Source organism: Bdellovibrionota bacterium (genome assembly GCA_040386775.1).
Taxonomy (GTDB): Bacteria; Bdellovibrionota; Bdellovibrionia; order Bdellovibrionales; family JAEYZS01; genus JAEYZS01.
Window position 1 is genome coordinate 114,764 of record JAZKEU010000018.1, and the last position, 16,902, is coordinate 131,665.

The 16,902-nt window shown below is 38.7% G+C and carries 14 protein-coding genes and 1 riboswitch; of the genes, 8 read left to right on the top strand and 6 right to left on the bottom strand.

From position 1 onward, the window contains the following. Positions 1-8: 8 nt before the first annotated feature. Both panB and V4596_12425 read right to left on the bottom strand, forming a co-directional pair. The gene (gene panB / locus V4596_12420; protein MES2769941.1) at positions 9-797 is read right to left on the bottom strand and encodes a 3-methyl-2-oxobutanoate hydroxymethyltransferase; all 789 of its coding nucleotides are present in this window, start codon (positions 795-797) and stop codon (positions 9-11) included. After that, complete coding sequence (locus V4596_12425) at positions 781-1,461, bottom strand: DUF2520 domain-containing protein (protein ID MES2769942.1); 681 nt, start codon at positions 1,459-1,461, stop codon at positions 781-783. The genes panB and V4596_12425 overlap by 17 nt, the downstream gene beginning before the upstream one ends. Positions 1,462-1,683: 222 nt before the next feature. Between V4596_12425 and V4596_12430 the strand changes: the two genes are divergently transcribed. From V4596_12430 to V4596_12450, 5 genes are all read left to right on the top strand, one after another. Further along, positions 1,684-2,265: a hypothetical protein gene (locus V4596_12430; GenBank protein MES2769943.1), complete on the top strand. Its 582-nt coding sequence runs from the start codon at positions 1,684-1,686 to the stop codon at positions 2,263-2,265. Positions 2,266-2,386: 121 nt separating this feature from the next. Continuing rightward, the gene (locus V4596_12435; GenBank protein ID MES2769944.1) at positions 2,387-3,622 is read left to right on the top strand and encodes a S8 family peptidase; all 1,236 of its coding nucleotides are present in this window, start codon (positions 2,387-2,389) and stop codon (positions 3,620-3,622) included. 122 nt (positions 3,623-3,744) lie between these two features. Then, positions 3,745-3,854, top strand: a riboswitch (TPP riboswitch). Then, the gene (locus V4596_12440; protein ID MES2769945.1) at positions 3,843-4,262 is read left to right on the top strand and encodes a hypothetical protein; all 420 of its coding nucleotides are present in this window, start codon (positions 3,843-3,845) and stop codon (positions 4,260-4,262) included. It overlaps the preceding riboswitch by 12 nt. Positions 4,263-4,530: 268 nt before the next feature. Next, on the top strand, positions 4,531-5,337 hold the full coding sequence (locus V4596_12445) for a TIGR02147 family protein (protein ID MES2769946.1): 807 nt from the start codon (positions 4,531-4,533) through the stop codon (positions 5,335-5,337). A 4-nt stretch (positions 5,338-5,341) separates the two neighbouring features. Then, on the top strand, positions 5,342-6,973 hold the full coding sequence (locus V4596_12450; GenBank protein MES2769947.1) for a hypothetical protein: 1,632 nt from the start codon (positions 5,342-5,344) through the stop codon (positions 6,971-6,973). Between the two features lie 452 nt (positions 6,974-7,425). Here the strand turns inward: V4596_12450 and V4596_12455 are convergent, their stop codons facing one another. Then, positions 7,426-8,814, bottom strand: coding sequence for an HAD-IG family 5'-nucleotidase (locus V4596_12455; protein ID MES2769948.1), 1,389 nt, complete (start codon positions 8,812-8,814; stop codon positions 7,426-7,428). 157 nt (positions 8,815-8,971) lie between these two features. Here V4596_12455 and hppD point away from each other — a divergent pair, with 157 nt between their 5' ends. Together hppD and ribD are read left to right on the top strand one after the other, a co-directional pair. After that, the gene (hppD, locus tag V4596_12460) at positions 8,972-10,009 is read left to right on the top strand and encodes a 4-hydroxyphenylpyruvate dioxygenase (protein MES2769949.1); all 1,038 of its coding nucleotides are present in this window, start codon (positions 8,972-8,974) and stop codon (positions 10,007-10,009) included. A gap of 29 nt (positions 10,010-10,038) precedes the next feature. Next, positions 10,039-11,112, top strand: coding sequence for a bifunctional diaminohydroxyphosphoribosylaminopyrimidine deaminase/5-amino-6-(5-phosphoribosylamino)uracil reductase RibD (gene ribD, locus V4596_12465; protein MES2769950.1), 1,074 nt, complete (start codon positions 10,039-10,041; stop codon positions 11,110-11,112). A gap of 11 nt (positions 11,113-11,123) precedes the next feature. Here ribD and V4596_12470 read toward each other — a convergent pair whose 3' ends face one another. Then, positions 11,124-12,830 (bottom strand): aromatic amino acid hydroxylase, encoded by a 1,707-nt coding sequence (locus V4596_12470; protein ID MES2769951.1) that lies wholly within the window; start codon positions 12,828-12,830, stop codon positions 11,124-11,126. Next, complete coding sequence (gene rfaD, locus V4596_12475) at positions 12,827-13,810, bottom strand: ADP-glyceromanno-heptose 6-epimerase (protein ID MES2769952.1); 984 nt, start codon at positions 13,808-13,810, stop codon at positions 12,827-12,829. The genes V4596_12470 and rfaD overlap by 4 nt, the downstream gene beginning before the upstream one ends. A 115-nt stretch (positions 13,811-13,925) precedes the next feature. On the opposite strand from rfaD, the gene V4596_12480 reads away from it, so the two are divergent. After that, complete coding sequence (locus tag V4596_12480) at positions 13,926-15,020, top strand: acyl-CoA desaturase (protein MES2769953.1); 1,095 nt, start codon at positions 13,926-13,928, stop codon at positions 15,018-15,020. Here the strand turns inward: V4596_12480 and V4596_12485 are convergent. After that, positions 15,017-16,867, bottom strand: a complete 1,851-nt coding sequence (locus V4596_12485; protein MES2769954.1) for a hypothetical protein — start codon at positions 16,865-16,867, stop codon at positions 15,017-15,019. The two genes, V4596_12480 and V4596_12485, sit on opposite strands and share 4 nt — an antisense overlap. Positions 16,868-16,902: the final 35 nt, after the last annotated feature.

Consider the following 16,902-nt stretch of genomic DNA (forward strand, 5'->3'; position numbering starts at 1 on the left):
GCTTTTCCTTAATAGCTTTCTTCGGTTGATGGAAATATGTTCTCTTTTACTTCTAAGTCAAATTGCTCTAATGAACCTTTGAATAGATCTCTACCTTCTGAGAAGGTTTTTAAGAACTTAGGTTTGTGTCCTGATGTTAACCCTAAAAGATCGTGGAACACCAAAACTTGTCCGTCAGTGTAAGGGCCGGCGCCAATTCCGATCACGGGAATCTGTAATGCATTGGTAATGTCTGTTGCAAGTTGTGTAGGTACACATTCAAGAACAAGAGAGAAGCAGCCCAGTTCTTGTAATTTTAAAGCTGATTGAAAAATAAAATCCGCAGTCTCCTTGTCTTTCCCTTGAACTTTGTATCCACCAAGCTGATGGACAGATTGTGGGGTGAGCCCCAGATGTCCCATTACGGGAACACCAGATTCGACGATATTTTTTACGATATCTTCATGACCTGCAATACCTTCGACCTTTACGGAGCTTGCTCCAGCCTTCATCAATTGATCAACACTTTCCATTGCTGATATTAAACCTTTTCTTACAGACAAGAATGGCATATCAGCCACAATAAATTTATCAGGAGCGCCGCGAGCCACGGCTCTAGTATGGAGAGCCATGAGTTCGGTATCCGCATGAACTGTCGAAGGATGTCCATGCATCACCTGGGCCAGACTGTCACCCACGAGCAAGCAATCGATTTCTGTTTCATTCAAAAGATTAGCGCTCCAATAGTCATAGGAAGTCACCATGGAGATCTTTTTCTTTTCCGTCTTCATTTTGTAAAAATCAAGAATTGTTTTCATCAATCTCCTTTAAGAGTTCTGGATGCGTTGCTTGTACGAAAGATCTATAAACATTTGCAAAAGAATCATTTTCAAGAGCAGTTAAGTTTTTCCTCATCGTAGAAACATCTCTTCTAGAGAGAGGACCTGTGAGGGCGGTTTTGTAATCTTCCTTGATGTTGTCTGTAACTTTTTCTAAGAATGGCAAGACAAGCTCAGGATTGAAATCAAATTTTTCTTTGAAGGATTCGAGTAGCTTTGTCCAAAGTAGAGTTGTGAAGTTTCCTCCCATCACACAGAGTGAGTGGTAGAGAGGTTTCATTTCAGGCTCAATCTCAGAATTTGGATTTTCTAATTGTGGAAAAATTTCCTTAAAAGTTTCATTTCCTTTTTCAGAAATAAATGGAATTTTCTTATAAAAATCTAAGTTGTAAAGTTTGTCTGAGAAAGTCATCAAGGGATGCAGGCCCACGATCCCTGGAATCACTAGGGCTCCGGAAAAATGCACTAGAGTTTTTTCTTGAAGCTCTAGATGAGCATCTACAAATTTTTTGATTTCAGCATCTTTGATCAAAATAAGGACGGTGTCGCAAGTTTTGATGAATCTATTTAAATCTTCTTTGGTGTGTTCTTTTCTATTCCAAGAGTGTACGCGTACATTTTGAGATTGCAGGTAGAACTTCATGTGTCGGGCAGTTCGACCGTTACCAATGATGGTATAACAATGAGACCTAACTTGTAGGTGTGTATTTGTATCTTTCATAATGTTTGGGTACCTGTCTACGTTGTGATCAAGTCCTAGGCAGCAAATCTATCATGTACAGACAGATTGGGTAGGGTTGTTTTTTAAATTATCGCCAAGCATCAACCCCTTGTTTTCAGAGATAAAACCTGTATAACTTCTTTTATGCATAAGTGGATTTTGGGTACAGTCATTGGGTTATCGATCATCGCATGTCTTACGGTGATAAAATTCGGTTTAAAGCCAAAACCAGTTCCAATTATTAAAGCTTCAAATTTTGAACAGCCCGAGCTGCTAGCGACTTATATTAATCGTCAACTTTATCAAAGATTGCGTTCTGCAAAGACCATCGTATTAGGGTTCAACAAAGAAAACATTTTTGAGAAAAAAATTGTAGAGACACTGATCGAATTGGTGACAAACGAAACCAAAGAACAACCTCCTCAATTTATTTTATTAACCCCAGATGAAAGTTATTCTGGTTCGAACTCAACAAGACAAAATGAAATTCGTGAACGTTATGGCGGTAGGCTTGTGGCGTTTTCTATCTTTAACTTAAAAGATGTCCAAGAGGCGCAAGAGATTGTAAATTGCGAATTGGATCATACTTATCCGATCTGGTTGGACTGTATGAAAAGACAAAAAGTAAGACAAATCAATCGCGCCAAAAAAGTCATACTTGATAAGCCTGTGGGTTTAGTAGAAACACAATCTCAACGCGATATTCTTATATATATACGAGAGTAAATCGACGAAAGTCGAGCACTACCTACGCCGAGTCCAGTCTGCAAATTGTTTGATCAGGTATGTTTATTTCCACACAATTAAATATCACTAAATCTTTAACGAGATCCGGGGGGATATTTAAATGGGGAACATCAAAGTTTTTATAGCTACGCTAATTTTAACAAGTATTTTGTCTATGTCAGCACAAGCTGCTCGTTGGATCGTAAAAAATCCAAAGCAGACTAATGTTGAGGCGCTAAGAGGAATGAATTCTCATTCTACTTTAAATCTGAAAAACCAATATTTGATTCTTGATACACGCGAGAGAGTGTCAGCAAATCAACTCGTAAAAATGTTCAATGCAGAAAGTGCATTTGCAGATATGAGAATCTCTATCGATCAACCTAAAAATGATAAAAAAATAGAAGCTGATAATGGTTGGCACGTAGGTCAATTGGATTATGCAAATACAAATCAAAACTTCACAGGGCAAGGAATTGTAGTTGCTGTTCTTGATAGTGGAGTGGATTATTTGCATCCAGATTTAGAAAAGAAAATGTGGAAGAATGTAAATGAAATTCCAAATAACAATATCGATGATGATAAAAATGGAGTAGTTGATGATTATCATGGCTACAACTTCAACGATGGAATTTCAGATCCTATCGATACTCAAAGTCACGGAACACATTGCGCAGGAATCATCGCTGCCGATAAAAACAAATCAACAAAGGCCCAAGGTGTTGCTCAAGGTGTAAAGATCATGCCACTTGTAATTATCGGAAGCGATAGCCTAGGTTTCTTAGGCGATGCCGGGATTGCAGTTAAGTACGCTGTTGATAACGGAGCCAAAGTTCTATCGAACTCTTGGAGAATTTATAATTCTTGGGAAACTTTCATGAATCCTGAAGGTCTTAAGATGTTAGAAGAAGCTATTGGTTATGCAAATGATCACAAAGTCATCTTTGCAGCAGCTGCCGGTAATGAATATAAAGACTTGGATCTTACAAATAAAGAAGACGCTATCTATCCATTGTCTTTCCAAGGTCTATCAAACATGGTCGGTATCGCTTCGACGAATTTGAGCTCAACAAAGGGCGAGCAAATTTCTAGCTTTTCGAACTACGGAGTTAAATCCATTTCAGTTGCGGCGCCCGGGACAGATATCTACTCAACAATTCCAGGTGGCGAATGGATGAAAATGAGCGGAACAAGCATGGCAACACCAATCGTTGCAGGAGTTCTAGCTCGTGGACTCAGCAAAGGCTACAGCATGGAAGAAGCGTTGGAACAATTAAACCAAACTTCCCAAAAAACAACATACTGGCAACAGTACGTTACCCACGGAAGAATCGATATCAAGAAGTACTTGGAATAGTAGTTTTTGAAATAGCGGAGAATGAAAAGGCCAAAGTGACTTTTGGCCTTTTTTTTTCCTAAAATGAAATTTTTGACAAACTAAATTGTTGTAAAACTGAGTTCGATGTTTTACATAGACTCTACAACTAACTGGGGAGCTGCGAATTGAAGCGGCTGAGAGGCTAAGTGATCTTAGCGACCCTTAACTTGATCCAGATAATACTGGCGGAAGGAACTATATGACAAAAATGTCCATTCTTTTTTTAATTCTCATCAACTCAATCACGGCTTTAGCATGGCATCCAACAGACGAGTTAGAAGCAAGAGCAGGCGAGCTGGAAGCAAGAGCAAATGTATGCAGACAAAAAATTGCAAAAAACCAAGAGTTTCTGACAACCTTACTTGCAGATTCTGCGGGCCAATTCATTCTGCGATATAGACTCGGTGGCAGCTTCGTGAGCATGACCGGATCATCGAAGAATATTGTTTGCTACGAATCTCAACCTAACAATGAAGCACATGAAATAATTCGTGACTTGGCACTCAACTGGTCAACAAATGCCGAAATGAGAATTACTTCGAAAAATTTCATCGAATACTTGGGGTTTAACGATATTTTAAATGGCTCATGCAGCCTAGAATGTTCTTGGTTGGATTAGAATTTGTAGATCGATACGGAAGTTTTGATTCTTAATACCTTAATCAACATTTGCAAAATCTTTAGACCATGTTTGCAGTCGCCGACGCTAAAGTAACTTTCATTGAGGAGAGTTACTTCCGCGCCGCAAGCGCATTTTGACACTGTATTTACGAAGGCTCAGTCCGAATCTTAAGCCACTATTACTTTTCTACCCGTTGGACATTTTTCCAACACTATGTTGTAAAAATAATGGCTTTTCCTGAACGGCTTCTGTAAATACATTCCTCATGACAAACAAAGAACTTTATAGACACTATTTAAATAGTGAATTTGCGAGACGATGTGAAGCAAATCCGGCCTACTCCTTACGTTCTTTTGCCTTGGCACTTTGTGTAGATGCGGGAACTTTATCGCGTATTTTAAACGGTAAGCAGGCGCTCTCCTATAAGATGGCACAAAAGATTGTAGATAAGCTTGATCTTTCTCCTGATCAGCAGAAAGAATTTTTTAGTTCTCTTTTTCATTATCAACAATCCAGAAAGCTTGAAAAAGTTCATGAAAAAAATGTGAACGAAGCGGAATACAAAGGTGCTGACTTGAGTGTTGAGTATTACCGAGTGATTGCGGATTGGTATCATATCGCCTTAATGGAAATGACTTATTTGAAGAGCTTTAAACCAGATTCAAGGTATCTCGCTCAACAGTTGGGAATTACGCAGGCAGAGGCCAAGCTAGCTCTCGAGCGTTTGCTTAAGCTCGGCCTTTTGACTAAAAAAAACGGCAAGGTGATAAAAACCAACGAAAAGTTATCCACCACAGATCGTCATTTAACCACGCCAGCCCTTAGAAAAAATCAAAAACAATTTTTGGAAAAAGCCATTTACTCATTGGAAAATGATTCGCTTGAGGTACGAAGCAATACCAATATGACGATGGCCATTGATTCTTCTAAAATTGAAATAGCAAAAAAAATGATTCGAGAATTTCAAATGACACTCTGTAATTTCTTAGAATCAGGCAAGCAAGATCAAGTCTACAATCTCAGTGTCGCACTTTATCCATTACAAAATAACAAACAGAAACCAAAGGAGTAACTTTATGCGCTTATTAACTTTCTTATTTTTATCAGCAATCGCCGTGCAAGGATTTGCCGGCACGGACGGTCACGGTGGCTTCGGCATCAACTGCAACAAACCCATTACGGCCAACAATGGAACTCAGCTTCCAGGAGGACTTTATGCTCTTGATTACTGGGACACCATTCATACGCTCAAATACCCTTGGGGATTGGGTTCTAGCAATTTAAACTGGCAAGAAAAAATAAAGATTGCAGGAAATAGGCTCAAAGGATTAAACAAAAATCTCTCTCAAGGCGTATTGGCATTGGCAGAAGATCCACTAAAATATGTAGAGCTGAGTGATGAAAAAATTTATTGCGGCAATTCTAAAATCATTGGAGAAGAAGTTTTTCAAGATATAGATATTGGTGGAACGGTCATTCCGGGCTCTTGTAAACTAGAGCCAATTGCTAAAAATATTTCGGAGTGTAAGTCTGATTTGGTTCAGCTCAAGAAGAAAATTTTTATAAACCCAAATCAATTTACTAAACTCAATCAGGATTCAAAGGCAGCCATTGTTTTGCATGAATATTTTTATTCTCAAATTGCAAAGAAAGACAACTCGGAAAGAGTAAGGCTTTTAGTCGCTCTTTTGGCCAGAGCAGATTTTGAAACTATGCCAGCGGAAGAGGTTCGCCAGATGTACGCGAAAACCTATACTTTTCCCATTGATATTTCTATCCAAGGTTTAGCGTTTTCTATTTCTGGCCATAGGTATGGTGAAGAGATAAAGTTGGACAGACCTGATGGATCTTTGAAGTCTGTCATCGCATATGACGGAGTACAGGCATTACAAAAAAATTTAAATTTATTCGATAAAAAATTAATTGTGATTCCTAAAACTGGAGGTTTGGTTTTTTACGGATATCATGGCTGGAGAATTGATACCAAAGGAAACTTTCGTGACTACCAAATACTCAGTAAGGTCTTGAACTCTACAGTATATGAAAATCTTCAAATCAATACGGACCTCTATCATGCATCTTTAACTTTTAGTGAAGATGGAGTTTTGTCAAAAACCGAGGCTAAGATCGATAGTATCCAATCCAAAGAAGAAAATATTATTTTTGAAAAATCTCGTGTTGAGAATGTATCAACAACCGGTCTTAACGATTTGAGCTGCATCGAAGGCGACTTTGATATTGTTAAAACAAAATCAAAAAATTTACATAAAGCAAAAAAATTGTGTTTCTCTTCAAGTGGAAAGATTAAAAGTGCATCTCTTTTTGAATATATTAGTACAATAGAATTCTCTGAGAATAGGAAATTTAGTGTATCCGAAATGGTAGCTTTAGATGGCGATAAATTTTTACTTACTAGCAAGGCCCATTCTGAACTTTTTGAAACTTTAAAGTCCATAGGATTGGTAGATTCATCCTTGAATTCGCCTTATCATGATGAAAAAGTCGAAATGAAAGTCAACTCCTTAGGTCGCCTCGAATGTTTATCTCACGGGCGTGCACACTATTACAGAAATTCTGATAAAAGATTTTATGATATTGAAATCAAACTCAAGGATGGCAAAGTTAAAAGATTCAACAGCAGAGTGGTCATAAGATTCGATGAAAATGAACAAGCCATCAGCGCCGTAAAGGGCAGTGGATGCCTCTAGAATATTAATCATTAAGGAATGTGAAAAGGCTAGCTCTCTTGAGTAGAGCTAGCTGGATCAAGAGAGCAGTGGCTTGGTGGGCAGTGCAAATATAGCCAATTAGCTCATGCTGACTACTCAGTTACTGAAATTAAAGCCATTCTTGAAAGCAAAAGAGTTCTAGATCTTGTTAAAGATACTTCAATTACATCAATCAGTAAAGCGGAGCGCGAATTAGTATACTCAGTAGTTTTTGGAAAGTGTGCTGTGCTAGTAACTGCAATGCCTGTTTGCCTTCCGGGACTTCCACCAGAAGGTGAAAAAGACCCAGGTTGTAAAATCAACGTTCAATTCGAATCATCTGACGTAACCTGCATTTAATCTTACCCTAAAACCCTAGTAAAAAAATAATCAAATAAAAATCAACAAACCTCCGCGGATCGACCCGGAGGTTTTTCTTTTTCATACAAAAACTAACCTTGAGTAATCAGATCATTTTCGTGAGGAAGTGTTCTTCTAAAGCCTCTGAAATACGTTCTTGGTGAGAGCTCTAATAGATCATTCAGATGAGCCATATAAATGCAGGCAAATCTTTCGACCTGAGATGCAAAATAACTTTCTTCGCTTCCGATTCTCATTATTTCTCCCCAATGTGGATTGAAAAATGATTGGTGCTTAGAAATCAAATCAGAAATCTTTTTATCGATGATACCGATTTCATCTTGGAGCTTCATCGCAGCCTCTTTGGATGTTTCTTTACCTTCATCGTGTTCTGTTTGGATTTTTAGAAGCTCTCTTTCAAGAGGTTCTTTGGAAATCATCAATTTATTGATTTCATCATCAATAGGCTTTGATTTTCTTAGGTTTACGATTTCTTGTTCGATTTCATCAACGATAAGGCCCGTTCTCCAGTTGCAATCTTTTTTGAGCCTTAGGATATCGCCATAGATATGATCTCCGATATAAAGAATATCGTCACCACTCAGATCCAACGCATCCGTAAAGATACTTGCGCATCCACCTTGGTAGACTCCGGGTTTAATTTCTTTGGCGATGGATTCCAAGACGCCTTTGTCTAGGTCCACATTTACGAACTCATGCTTTTCGTAGAAGAACTTTGGTTTGTGAGCCAGCGTAATTACGAATTCAAAAAGTTCTGACCAGTGCTTGTGATCATTTAAAAAAGGTGTCACGCAGCTATCAAGAATGAATTTTGAATAATCAAAATCTGAGTTTGTGATGATAAATATTTTTTTACCATGTTTCTTGAATCTCTCTAGATTCTCCACAGTCTCTTTTGATTTATAGATAAAAGGATCTATGTTTTTTCTGACATCGTCTTTGATGCTTCCATCTCTATGAGCTTCATCAAGACAAGCTAAAATATCATTTGCGATCTGGTTGTAATCTGGCAGAACACCGTTGTGCTTGTCATCTTTTAGATCTACAAGCTGCGCAAAAAGCAATGCCGGCGAAATCGAGAAGATTGTATCGATGGCATAATAATTTTCGTTTCCTAGATCGATGTACTTGCTCTTGTAGATTTTTTTTTGTGTTCTGAAGTCGATGGGCTTTGTCCCATGAGTGCTCATTCTGATTCCAGAATAGCGATTTAACTTTAAAAGGTTGCCATTTTTAGTATCGAGAACGAGCCCACGAATGGCTTTATCGAACTCAAACGGTAGATTTAAAATGTCTTTTGGGTAACCTTTTTTTGCGACCAACTTCTGAAGTACGACCTTATGTGCCAACTGTTCGAAATTATGAGAATTATAGCGAACCAACGTGTGATCCATGTCGAGGCCGATATATTTGATTTGCTTGAGGTTTAAGGTTCTATTTACGAAAACTTTTTGATTCATCCATGTGCTCCTGGGTCATAGACTACATGGAATTGCCTTAAGAGTCAAAACACGCTTGAGAGGAGGGGCTTGGTATGCAATATTTGACGCTTAAGGTTTTAGTGGTAGCTGTCTACCACATTAAAAAATATCAAGAAAAATATATCAAGGAGAGCTAATGAGTTTTTCAGCTAATAATCCTGTAGGGCTTGATGGAATCGAATTCCTAGAATTTGCTACACCAGATCCAGAAAAATTAGAAAAAGTGTTCTTTAGTTTTGGTTTCAAAAAGATTGGTCAGCATAAAACAAAAAACGTTCAACTTTATCGTCAAGGCGATATCAATTTCATTATCAACAATGAAAAAGATTCTTTTGCTTATGATTTCAAAACAAAGCACGGTTCATCCATCTGCGCGATGGCCTTGAGAGTACAGGTTCCAGCAAAGGACGCTTTGAAAGTAGCGGTTGAGCGTGGTGCGAAGAAATATGAAAATCGCGAAGGCGATGCCGGAGCATTCCCATCCATTTATGGAATCGGCGACTGCGTGGTTTATTTTATCGACCAATACAGCGACAAAACTTACGACAAAGATTTTGACTATATCGACGCAAAAGATGTTAAAGGTTATGGATTCAAAGTGATTGATCACATGACAAATAACGTTCCAAAAAAGCAAATGGATAAGTGGAGCGCATTTTATGAAAATGTTTTCAACTTTAAAGAAAAAAGATTCTTCGACATCAAAGGAAAAAAAACGGGACTACTATCAAAAGTGATGGTTTCTCCGTGCGGGAAGTTTTCGATTCCAATCAACGAGCCTACCGATGATAAATCTCAAATTCAAGAGTACATCGAAGAGTACAAGGGCTCGGGGATCCAGCACGTGGCACTTTTGACGGAAAAAATTATCCCGTCGGTAGATTTCGTTCAGAAGAATGGTATTCAATTCTTGGATGTTCCAGATACTTATTACACTCTGATTCCAACAAGACTTAACAATGTTAAAGAAAGTATCAAAGATCTAAATAACCTTAAGATTTTAGTGGATGGTGATGATAAAGGGTATCTGCTACAGATCTTTACAAAGAATCTATGTGGACCGATCTTCTTTGAAGTTATTGATCGTAAAGGTCATGACGGATTTGGAGATGGAAACTTCCAAGCCTTGTTCGATGCCATCGAACAAGACCAACAATCACGAGGTGTTTTATAATTCCATCGCAGCTTACTCTTGAACAAGCAATGCAAAAGGCACTTGAAGAGGGGAGCAAGGGGTTTGGGTTTGTAACACCAAACCCTCAGGTGGGTTGCGTGGTTTTAAACGCAAAATACGAATTGATTGCAAGCGGTTGTCATGAAAAATACGGAGCAGCTCACGCCGAAGTCAACGCCATCAAAGATTTAACTCTAGAACAGCTCACGGGTGCACATGTGGTTGTTACGCTTGAGCCCTGTGCCCATGTTGGGAAAACTCCATCCTGTGCCCATGCTCTTGCAAAGCTTCCCATTGAGTCTGTGACCTATGGATTGAAAGATCCATTCCCGCTTGTAGCTGGAAAAGGTATCGAAGTTTTAGAAAAAGCAGGAAAGAAAGTAAATCATTTAAAAAGTATGGAAGAACCTTGCGAGGAACTTGCAGAAATCTTCCTATGGAATCAAAGACACAAAAAAGCTTTTGTAGCGCTCAAGATGGCCTCAAGCCTTGATGGACAAATTGCTCTCAAGAGCGGTGAGAGTCAGTGGATCACGGGAGAAAAATCAAGAAAGTATTCTCATTTTTTAAGAGCAGGCTACGACGCAATTCTTGTAGGCAGAAATACTCTTGTGGTGGATGATCCTATGCTCAACATCCGTCATCCTAACTTTCAAGGTAAGAAAAATAAAGTCGTAATCCTTGATCCTGAAGGAAAGCTTTTAAAGAACATCAGTCACTACAAAATTATGGAATATCACGATAAAGAAAATATCATTTTTGCTATACGAGATAATATTGTGGTGAGTACAGACTTTAAAATCTTGCCGACCAAGGTTTTGTTGTCGGGTGCCCTTGATCTTGATGACTTAACAAAAAAACTCTATGAAGAAAAAATTTGTTCTCTTTATGTAGAAGGTGGGGCCCAAACTTATAGTGAGTTCTTGTCTCAGCGTGCTTTCCAGAGATTTTACTTATTCCAAGCTCCAGTCATCATCGGAACCAAAAATGGAAGGTCTTGGAGCGAAACATTTGCCGTATCCAAACTCAAAGATAAGCTACACCTCAGAAATCTAAGAAGCCAAAAAATAGGTGATGATTTATTTATCACCGGAAGAGTGTAGACGGGCACCTTTTAGATTTCAAGTTTGGGTGAGAGTTTTAGTCCTTCGGCGATAAAATGACTTACTTCTTCGTTCTGTTTGCTCTTTTCCAAAAGAGCATCTTCAATTTCTGAAGTCCATGAAGGTTTAGAATTCAGTTGATGGCTCAGCTCTAGAATTTCTAATTTTAGAAGCCAATCCTTCTGATGATTCTTATTTAGCTCTGCAAGAATTTGGATGAGTTCTTTTTCGATATTGTTATTGGATTTAATATTTTTTCTTAAATCTCTTACTTTTTGGTAAAGGTTAAAAAGATTTTGTTGTTGGTCAGAATATTTTTTTGGAGGAATTTTCTTAGCTGAGAAATCTTCGAATTCTCCGTAAGCCTCTTTGTCGGCAGCTCCGCTAAATACCGAAACTACTTTTTCACCCAAAACTAAGTCGTACTCGCCCCATGAAGGATCAAAAAGAGTTTTTCCCTGGTAAGTGACTTTACAATCTTTGTAGATCTGAATGAGCACTTTGGAATCTTTTTTTATTTCGCTGACTAGGATGCCGTTAAGTTCAACGCCAGATTCCCAAAGGATTTTGGTCTGATTATTTTTTTCTGTAGTCTTTGATTTGATTTTACCTACCGGGCAACCAAAGCCGTCTTTGTGCCTTGTGATCCCTTGGTTTTCTAATTCTTTTTCTTGATAAGAAATCTGACAAGGACCGGTGAATTGTAGATAAGCAGCATGGTCTCCATTCTTATGAATTTCTGTAAGTCGTCCAGAAACTTGTGCTCCAACTTCAGAATCCTTGAGACCGAATTCTACAGTGTTTGTGGTCTCAGCATTTTTTGCGATCTCAAGTCCGTAGAGTCCGCCGCGTTTGTAAGCCATGGTCTTTGAAAACTCTTCCAGCACTCGAGATAAAGTTTTAAAACTATCTGCCACAAAGAGTTGTGGTTGCTTTTCCGTGATGTCGTAAGAATATAAAATGCAATCCATGCTAAAAGGAATTTTCTTAGTTTGTGTACTGAGAGCTGATTTTCCTTCACCCGCAGAGGAGAGAAGTCCTGCGCCATAAATTTTGGGATTGTCGTGACCAATCAATCCGTATTCTGTTGTCCACCAAGCCATTCTTGCGAGAAGAGAAGCTTCAGAAGGTTCTCCCATATTGTGAGAGATGCTATCTAGTTTTTCTTGAGCAGATTTTTTTTCAGTTTCCGTAGCGTTCGGATGTTCTTTAATATCTGAAAGATCCCTGATAGCTTCGTAAAGATCTAAGTCTTTTCGATTGATAATGGCTTTCCTTGCCACTTGTGCGTATTCCTCTAGGTATTTTCTAAATTCTGGATGAGCCACCATCGGCGCATGGCCTGCGGCCTCATGGACAATGTCGGGTGCTGGCGTGTATGTGAGATGTTCGATGGTTCTCATGTCTGAAGCAATTGGTAAAATTTTAAGCGCCTGCAACTCTAAAAATGTCGCTGGTGGAATAAATCCACTCACAGGAGCAGCTTTCCATCCGTACTTTGCAAGCTGTGCGCTGATGCTTTCGATACTTGGAATTTCTTCGACAGAAATTCCCGTGGCCTTCATTCCGTCCAGGTAAGATTCGTGAGCGTTCTTTGAAAGATAATTTTTAAGCTGTCTTAAAACAAATCTCCATACCGCTTGATCGATCGGTGTGTATTTTGCCGGTTCTTGCTCTACGATGTATTTTTTAAGATGAAAGGGAATCTCCGTTTTCACAGGTATTGATCCTCTTGGTTTAAATAATTTGTAACATAATCTTTTACGCCTTTTTCAAGAGGCCACTGAGGTTTGCTTAATCCTAACTTAAGTAGTTTGTCCATCTTCGCCTCCGTAAAGTATTGATATTTTTCGCGAAGATTTTGTGGAATCTCGATCCAATCGATTTTCATAGGACGATCCATATTTTTAAAAACTTCTGAAGCAAGGTCAATCCAAGTTCTAGCTGTACCATGCCCCATATTGAAAATTCCATGCTGTCCAGGCTTGTCCATAAGTTCTGCCATCCAGCGCGTGATGTCTTTGACGTAAACAAAATCTCTCATCTGGTGGCCGTCTTTGTATTCATGGTGATGAGATTTGAATAATTTGAGAATCCCTTTGTCCATAATCTGCTCGTGCGCTTTGAAGACAACGCTCGACATATCTTCTTTGTGATACTCTTGTGGACCATAAACGTTAAAAAATTTTAAACCGTAACAGGAAGCGGGTAATTTTTTATGTTCTTTGATTTGAGTTTCAAAGTATTGATCAAATAAAACTTTAGATTCGCCGTAAAGGTTTAAAGGTTTTAATTCGAAGGAAGAAGTATTGTCGTCGTAACCTTTTGCCCCATCCCCGTAGGTTGCTCCACTCGATGCGTAGATAAAGTTTTTGTTATTAACAGCACACCAGTCGAAAAGTTTTTGAGTATAGTGTAAATTCGTTTCCATAACAGCGGTGCGGTCGGTGGCTGTCGTTGAGGAATTTGCCCCCATGTGAACAATCCACTCCACTTCTTTTTTGAAGAGTGCAGAATCTAGTTTTTTTAGGAGTTCATCTTTAGTTACGAATTCTTTGTATTTTCTTTTTGTTAGATTTTTAAGTTTTAAATCTGATGAGTCCAGATCAACACATACAATATTATCAATACCTTGCTGGTTGAGTTCCCAAACAAAAGCACTTCCGATAAATCCTGTTGCGCCCGTTACAATGATCATTCTGCTCGTCTTTCGCCTTGTGTTAAATAAGGTCTATATATCACTTCTCAGAATTACCTTTTTTGGAAGTGTATCTCGTGTGATAATATAGAGGAAAGAAACACACGGAGACAAGATGAAAAATATCAATTGGAGAAACACTCTTTTCCTAACACTAACTCCCATTGCCGCACTCATTTCAATGCCGCTTTATCTACAGTCTGTTGGATTTAGCTGGTGGTTGGTGACAATCTTTGCAACTTTTTATGTGGTTTCAAATATGGCGATCACTTGTGGATATCACAGATACTTTGCGCATCGAAGTTATGACGTGCATCCAATTCTAGAATTCATCTATGTGTTCTTTGGATCGGGTGCCTTCCAAGGTTCAGTTTTGGAATGGGCCGCAGATCATCGCATTCATCACTCTAAGGTGGACACGGATCAAGATCCTTACAGCATCAACAAAGGCTTTTGGTACGCACATATCGGTTGGCTATTTGTAAAATCAAATGCACCTATGGAATTTCCAAAAGATCTTGCTTCAAAAAAACTTCTGCAATTCCAACATAAGCACTATGCACTTGTTTCAACTGTAGTCGGTTTTGGTTTGCCTTGGGTTGTCGGTGAGATGCTAGGACTTGGATTGGGTGGATTGATCTTTGGAGGAATTTTCAGAGTTGTATGTACACAGCACTCAACATTCTTCGTAAATTCTTTTGCACATACATTTGGAACACAGCCTTACAGCACAAAGCACACGGCTAAAGACAGTCTTATCGTAGCGATTCTTACCTTCGGTGAAGGTTATCACAATTACCATCATGAGTTCCAGCATGACTACCGTTGCGCCATAAAGTGGTACCAATGGGATCCGTCAAAGTGGACCATCAGAATGTTCTGGGCCATGGGATTGGTTTCAAAGCTGCGAAAAGTTTCTCATTACGACATCACAATGGCTAAAATTCATCAGCAGTCCAACAGGCTAACATTGAGAGGCGTTCCGCAAGAAAAGTTTGCTGCGATGAAAATGAAACTGGAAGAAGCTCAAAAAAGAGCAAAACAATTAATGAACGATTATCAAAAAAGAAAAGAGGAACTCAAAGCCTCTTCTCAAGAAAAATATCTCCAACTCAAAGCCGATATGAATGTTGCGCGCTTAGAGTTCGAATATGCCTGCAAACAATGGAAGATCTATAACAAGATGCTTTTAAAAAGAGCTAGAGTTTAGATCTCGTCTTTCATTTCTGAAGTTATGATGAATAGTTTTGATAAAAGTTTTTTAGTAGATGGTTTTTTTCTCTTGAGCGCATCTTCTGGTTTGAATGTCCCTGAACCTGGCACTAGCAATTGTGATTCTACGTAACCTTCGATTAATTCCTGCACATTTTCTACGGGAAAACCGGATTTTAAATTTGTGATAATTTTCTCTACGATCATGATGATGGCATTTCCAGTCACTCTGTCAGCTCTATTGATGACTTTTGATCGCGCTTCGATTTCTATTAAAACTCTGAGAGGGCTGCGTTTGCGTCTGGTTTTCTCAATCAGTTCTAAATACACCGCTTGAAGCTCTAATAATTTCGGCGTGTAATTTTCTTTAAAAGTACAATCTTTGAGAGATGCGTTTGTTGAAATCATAATGTCGAACAATACTTTAGCTTCGATGAGGTTCATTCCACTTGCGAGTAAAAGGCTTGGTAATTCGCGAGATAGATCTCTCATATTAAAGATGGCCGGGTGGTTGATACCATCGGCAACCTTCTCTGGCTTTCTTTGTGTCTTGATACTTTCAAAGTACTTAAAGCACTGTTCAAATTTTAAAACCAAATCAAAGTGATTATCTAGTAAGAACGCGATATCGTTCTTTTGGAAGCCAATGTTGTAAAGTCTTTGTTTTTCGAAGTGATATATAAACCTCTTATCGAATTTTTTTACTGCGGAGTGATCTCTGAATTCTGCAACATTTGTTTTCTTGTTAGACTTAATAAAGTCTACGATCTGAGCGAAGGTTTGTACGAGTTGTCTTGCTTTCAATTTTTGTTCGCCAAGAGTGGTGGAGAATCTCTCAATATCATCGTATCGGTATTGGTCGTGTCTCAGGCCGAACTGTCTGATGGATCCATAGTCGATAATTCCTGCGTTGGCCAAGATGTTGTCTCCGTCCCAATCTAGCCATGCAAAAATATAATCGACGTCAAGGCGAGACATGAACTTGGCAAAGCTTTCCACGATATATTCTAGGAATTGATCGTATTTATTTTTTCCAGGAAGAATGGTCCACTCTCTGTTTTTTACTTGTCTTTCGATCATGTAATCGATGCCTGATTTAAGGCTTTTGAGATCATTTTGTTTTAAAAATAAGAATAAGTGTGCGGGTCTCATTAAATTCGGAGCCGCTCTCACTCCAATCGCCAAACCTTTTCCGAGATCAACGATGGCGAGTACTCTTTCTGTTGAGATTTTATTGTGATGAAAAATTTCTGATGAGATTGCCGTCGCATAGAGTTCGTCAATTTCCATTTGGCCACAGCTGTAACCAAAGTCTTCATTTCCGGTTTGCAGTGGTTTATCTGCTTTCACGGCACCTGGAGCTAGCTTTGTAACGCCAGTTCCGCGACTAGAGATGTCCCAGATTTTTCCTTGATGGTGAACACAACCATTCCAGATACTTCTCCCGTCTCCTGAAGTTTTTCCAGAGCGTGAGTCATGTTGTAGTTGTAAGTATCTTGTTGCCATATACATGTTTTTTTTAACGATAGAGGGGTCGTATTGGATTTTATTTTCTTGCTCGAACTCATTGATGATTTGAATTGAAAAAGTCTTTAAAAGCTTTTTCTCGAGATCTTTGTTCATTTTTTGTGGATGGTCCGCTGGGATTAAACCCATTTCTTTGGCTAAGCGGTAATTAAAGTACATTATTTTTCCGCGATTAAGTTCCCGCACAGGATAGAGAACAACTTGATCTTTGAGTGCTTCTTGCCAAGGATGAGTGCCATCAATGAGATCAAAACGTTGATATTCGTTTTGGAGCACTTCTTGTTTTAATTTTGTTGCATGCAAAGTTCGCTTCTTCACTTATAAAACATATCGGTAGAAATACAATTTTAATA

What these genes read in the sequence shown, in the direction of transcription:
- panB (MES2769941.1), bottom strand. Translation starts at nt 797, where the DNA reads ATGAAAACAATTCTTGATTTTTACAAAATGAAGACGGAAAAGAAAAAG.
- V4596_12425 (MES2769942.1), bottom strand. Translation starts at nt 1,461, where the DNA reads ATGAAGTTCTACCTGCAATCTCAAAATGTACGCGTACACTCTTGGAAT.
- V4596_12430 (MES2769943.1), top strand. Translation starts at nt 1,684, where the DNA reads ATGCATAAGTGGATTTTGGGTACAGTCATTGGGTTATCGATCATCGCA.
- V4596_12435 (MES2769944.1), top strand. Translation starts at nt 2,387, where the DNA reads ATGGGGAACATCAAAGTTTTTATAGCTACGCTAATTTTAACAAGTATT.
- V4596_12440 (MES2769945.1), top strand. Translation starts at nt 3,843, where the DNA reads ATGACAAAAATGTCCATTCTTTTTTTAATTCTCATCAACTCAATCACG.
- V4596_12445 (MES2769946.1), top strand. Translation starts at nt 4,531, where the DNA reads ATGACAAACAAAGAACTTTATAGACACTATTTAAATAGTGAATTTGCG.
- V4596_12450 (MES2769947.1), top strand. Translation starts at nt 5,342, where the DNA reads ATGCGCTTATTAACTTTCTTATTTTTATCAGCAATCGCCGTGCAAGGA.
- V4596_12455 (MES2769948.1), bottom strand. Translation starts at nt 8,814, where the DNA reads ATGAATCAAAAAGTTTTCGTAAATAGAACCTTAAACCTCAAGCAAATC.
- hppD (MES2769949.1), top strand. Translation starts at nt 8,972, where the DNA reads ATGAGTTTTTCAGCTAATAATCCTGTAGGGCTTGATGGAATCGAATTC.
- ribD (MES2769950.1), top strand. Translation starts at nt 10,039, where the DNA reads ATGCAAAAGGCACTTGAAGAGGGGAGCAAGGGGTTTGGGTTTGTAACA.
- rfaD (MES2769952.1), bottom strand. Translation starts at nt 13,810, where the DNA reads ATGATCATTGTAACGGGCGCAACAGGATTTATCGGAAGTGCTTTTGTT.
- V4596_12480 (MES2769953.1), top strand. Translation starts at nt 13,926, where the DNA reads ATGAAAAATATCAATTGGAGAAACACTCTTTTCCTAACACTAACTCCC.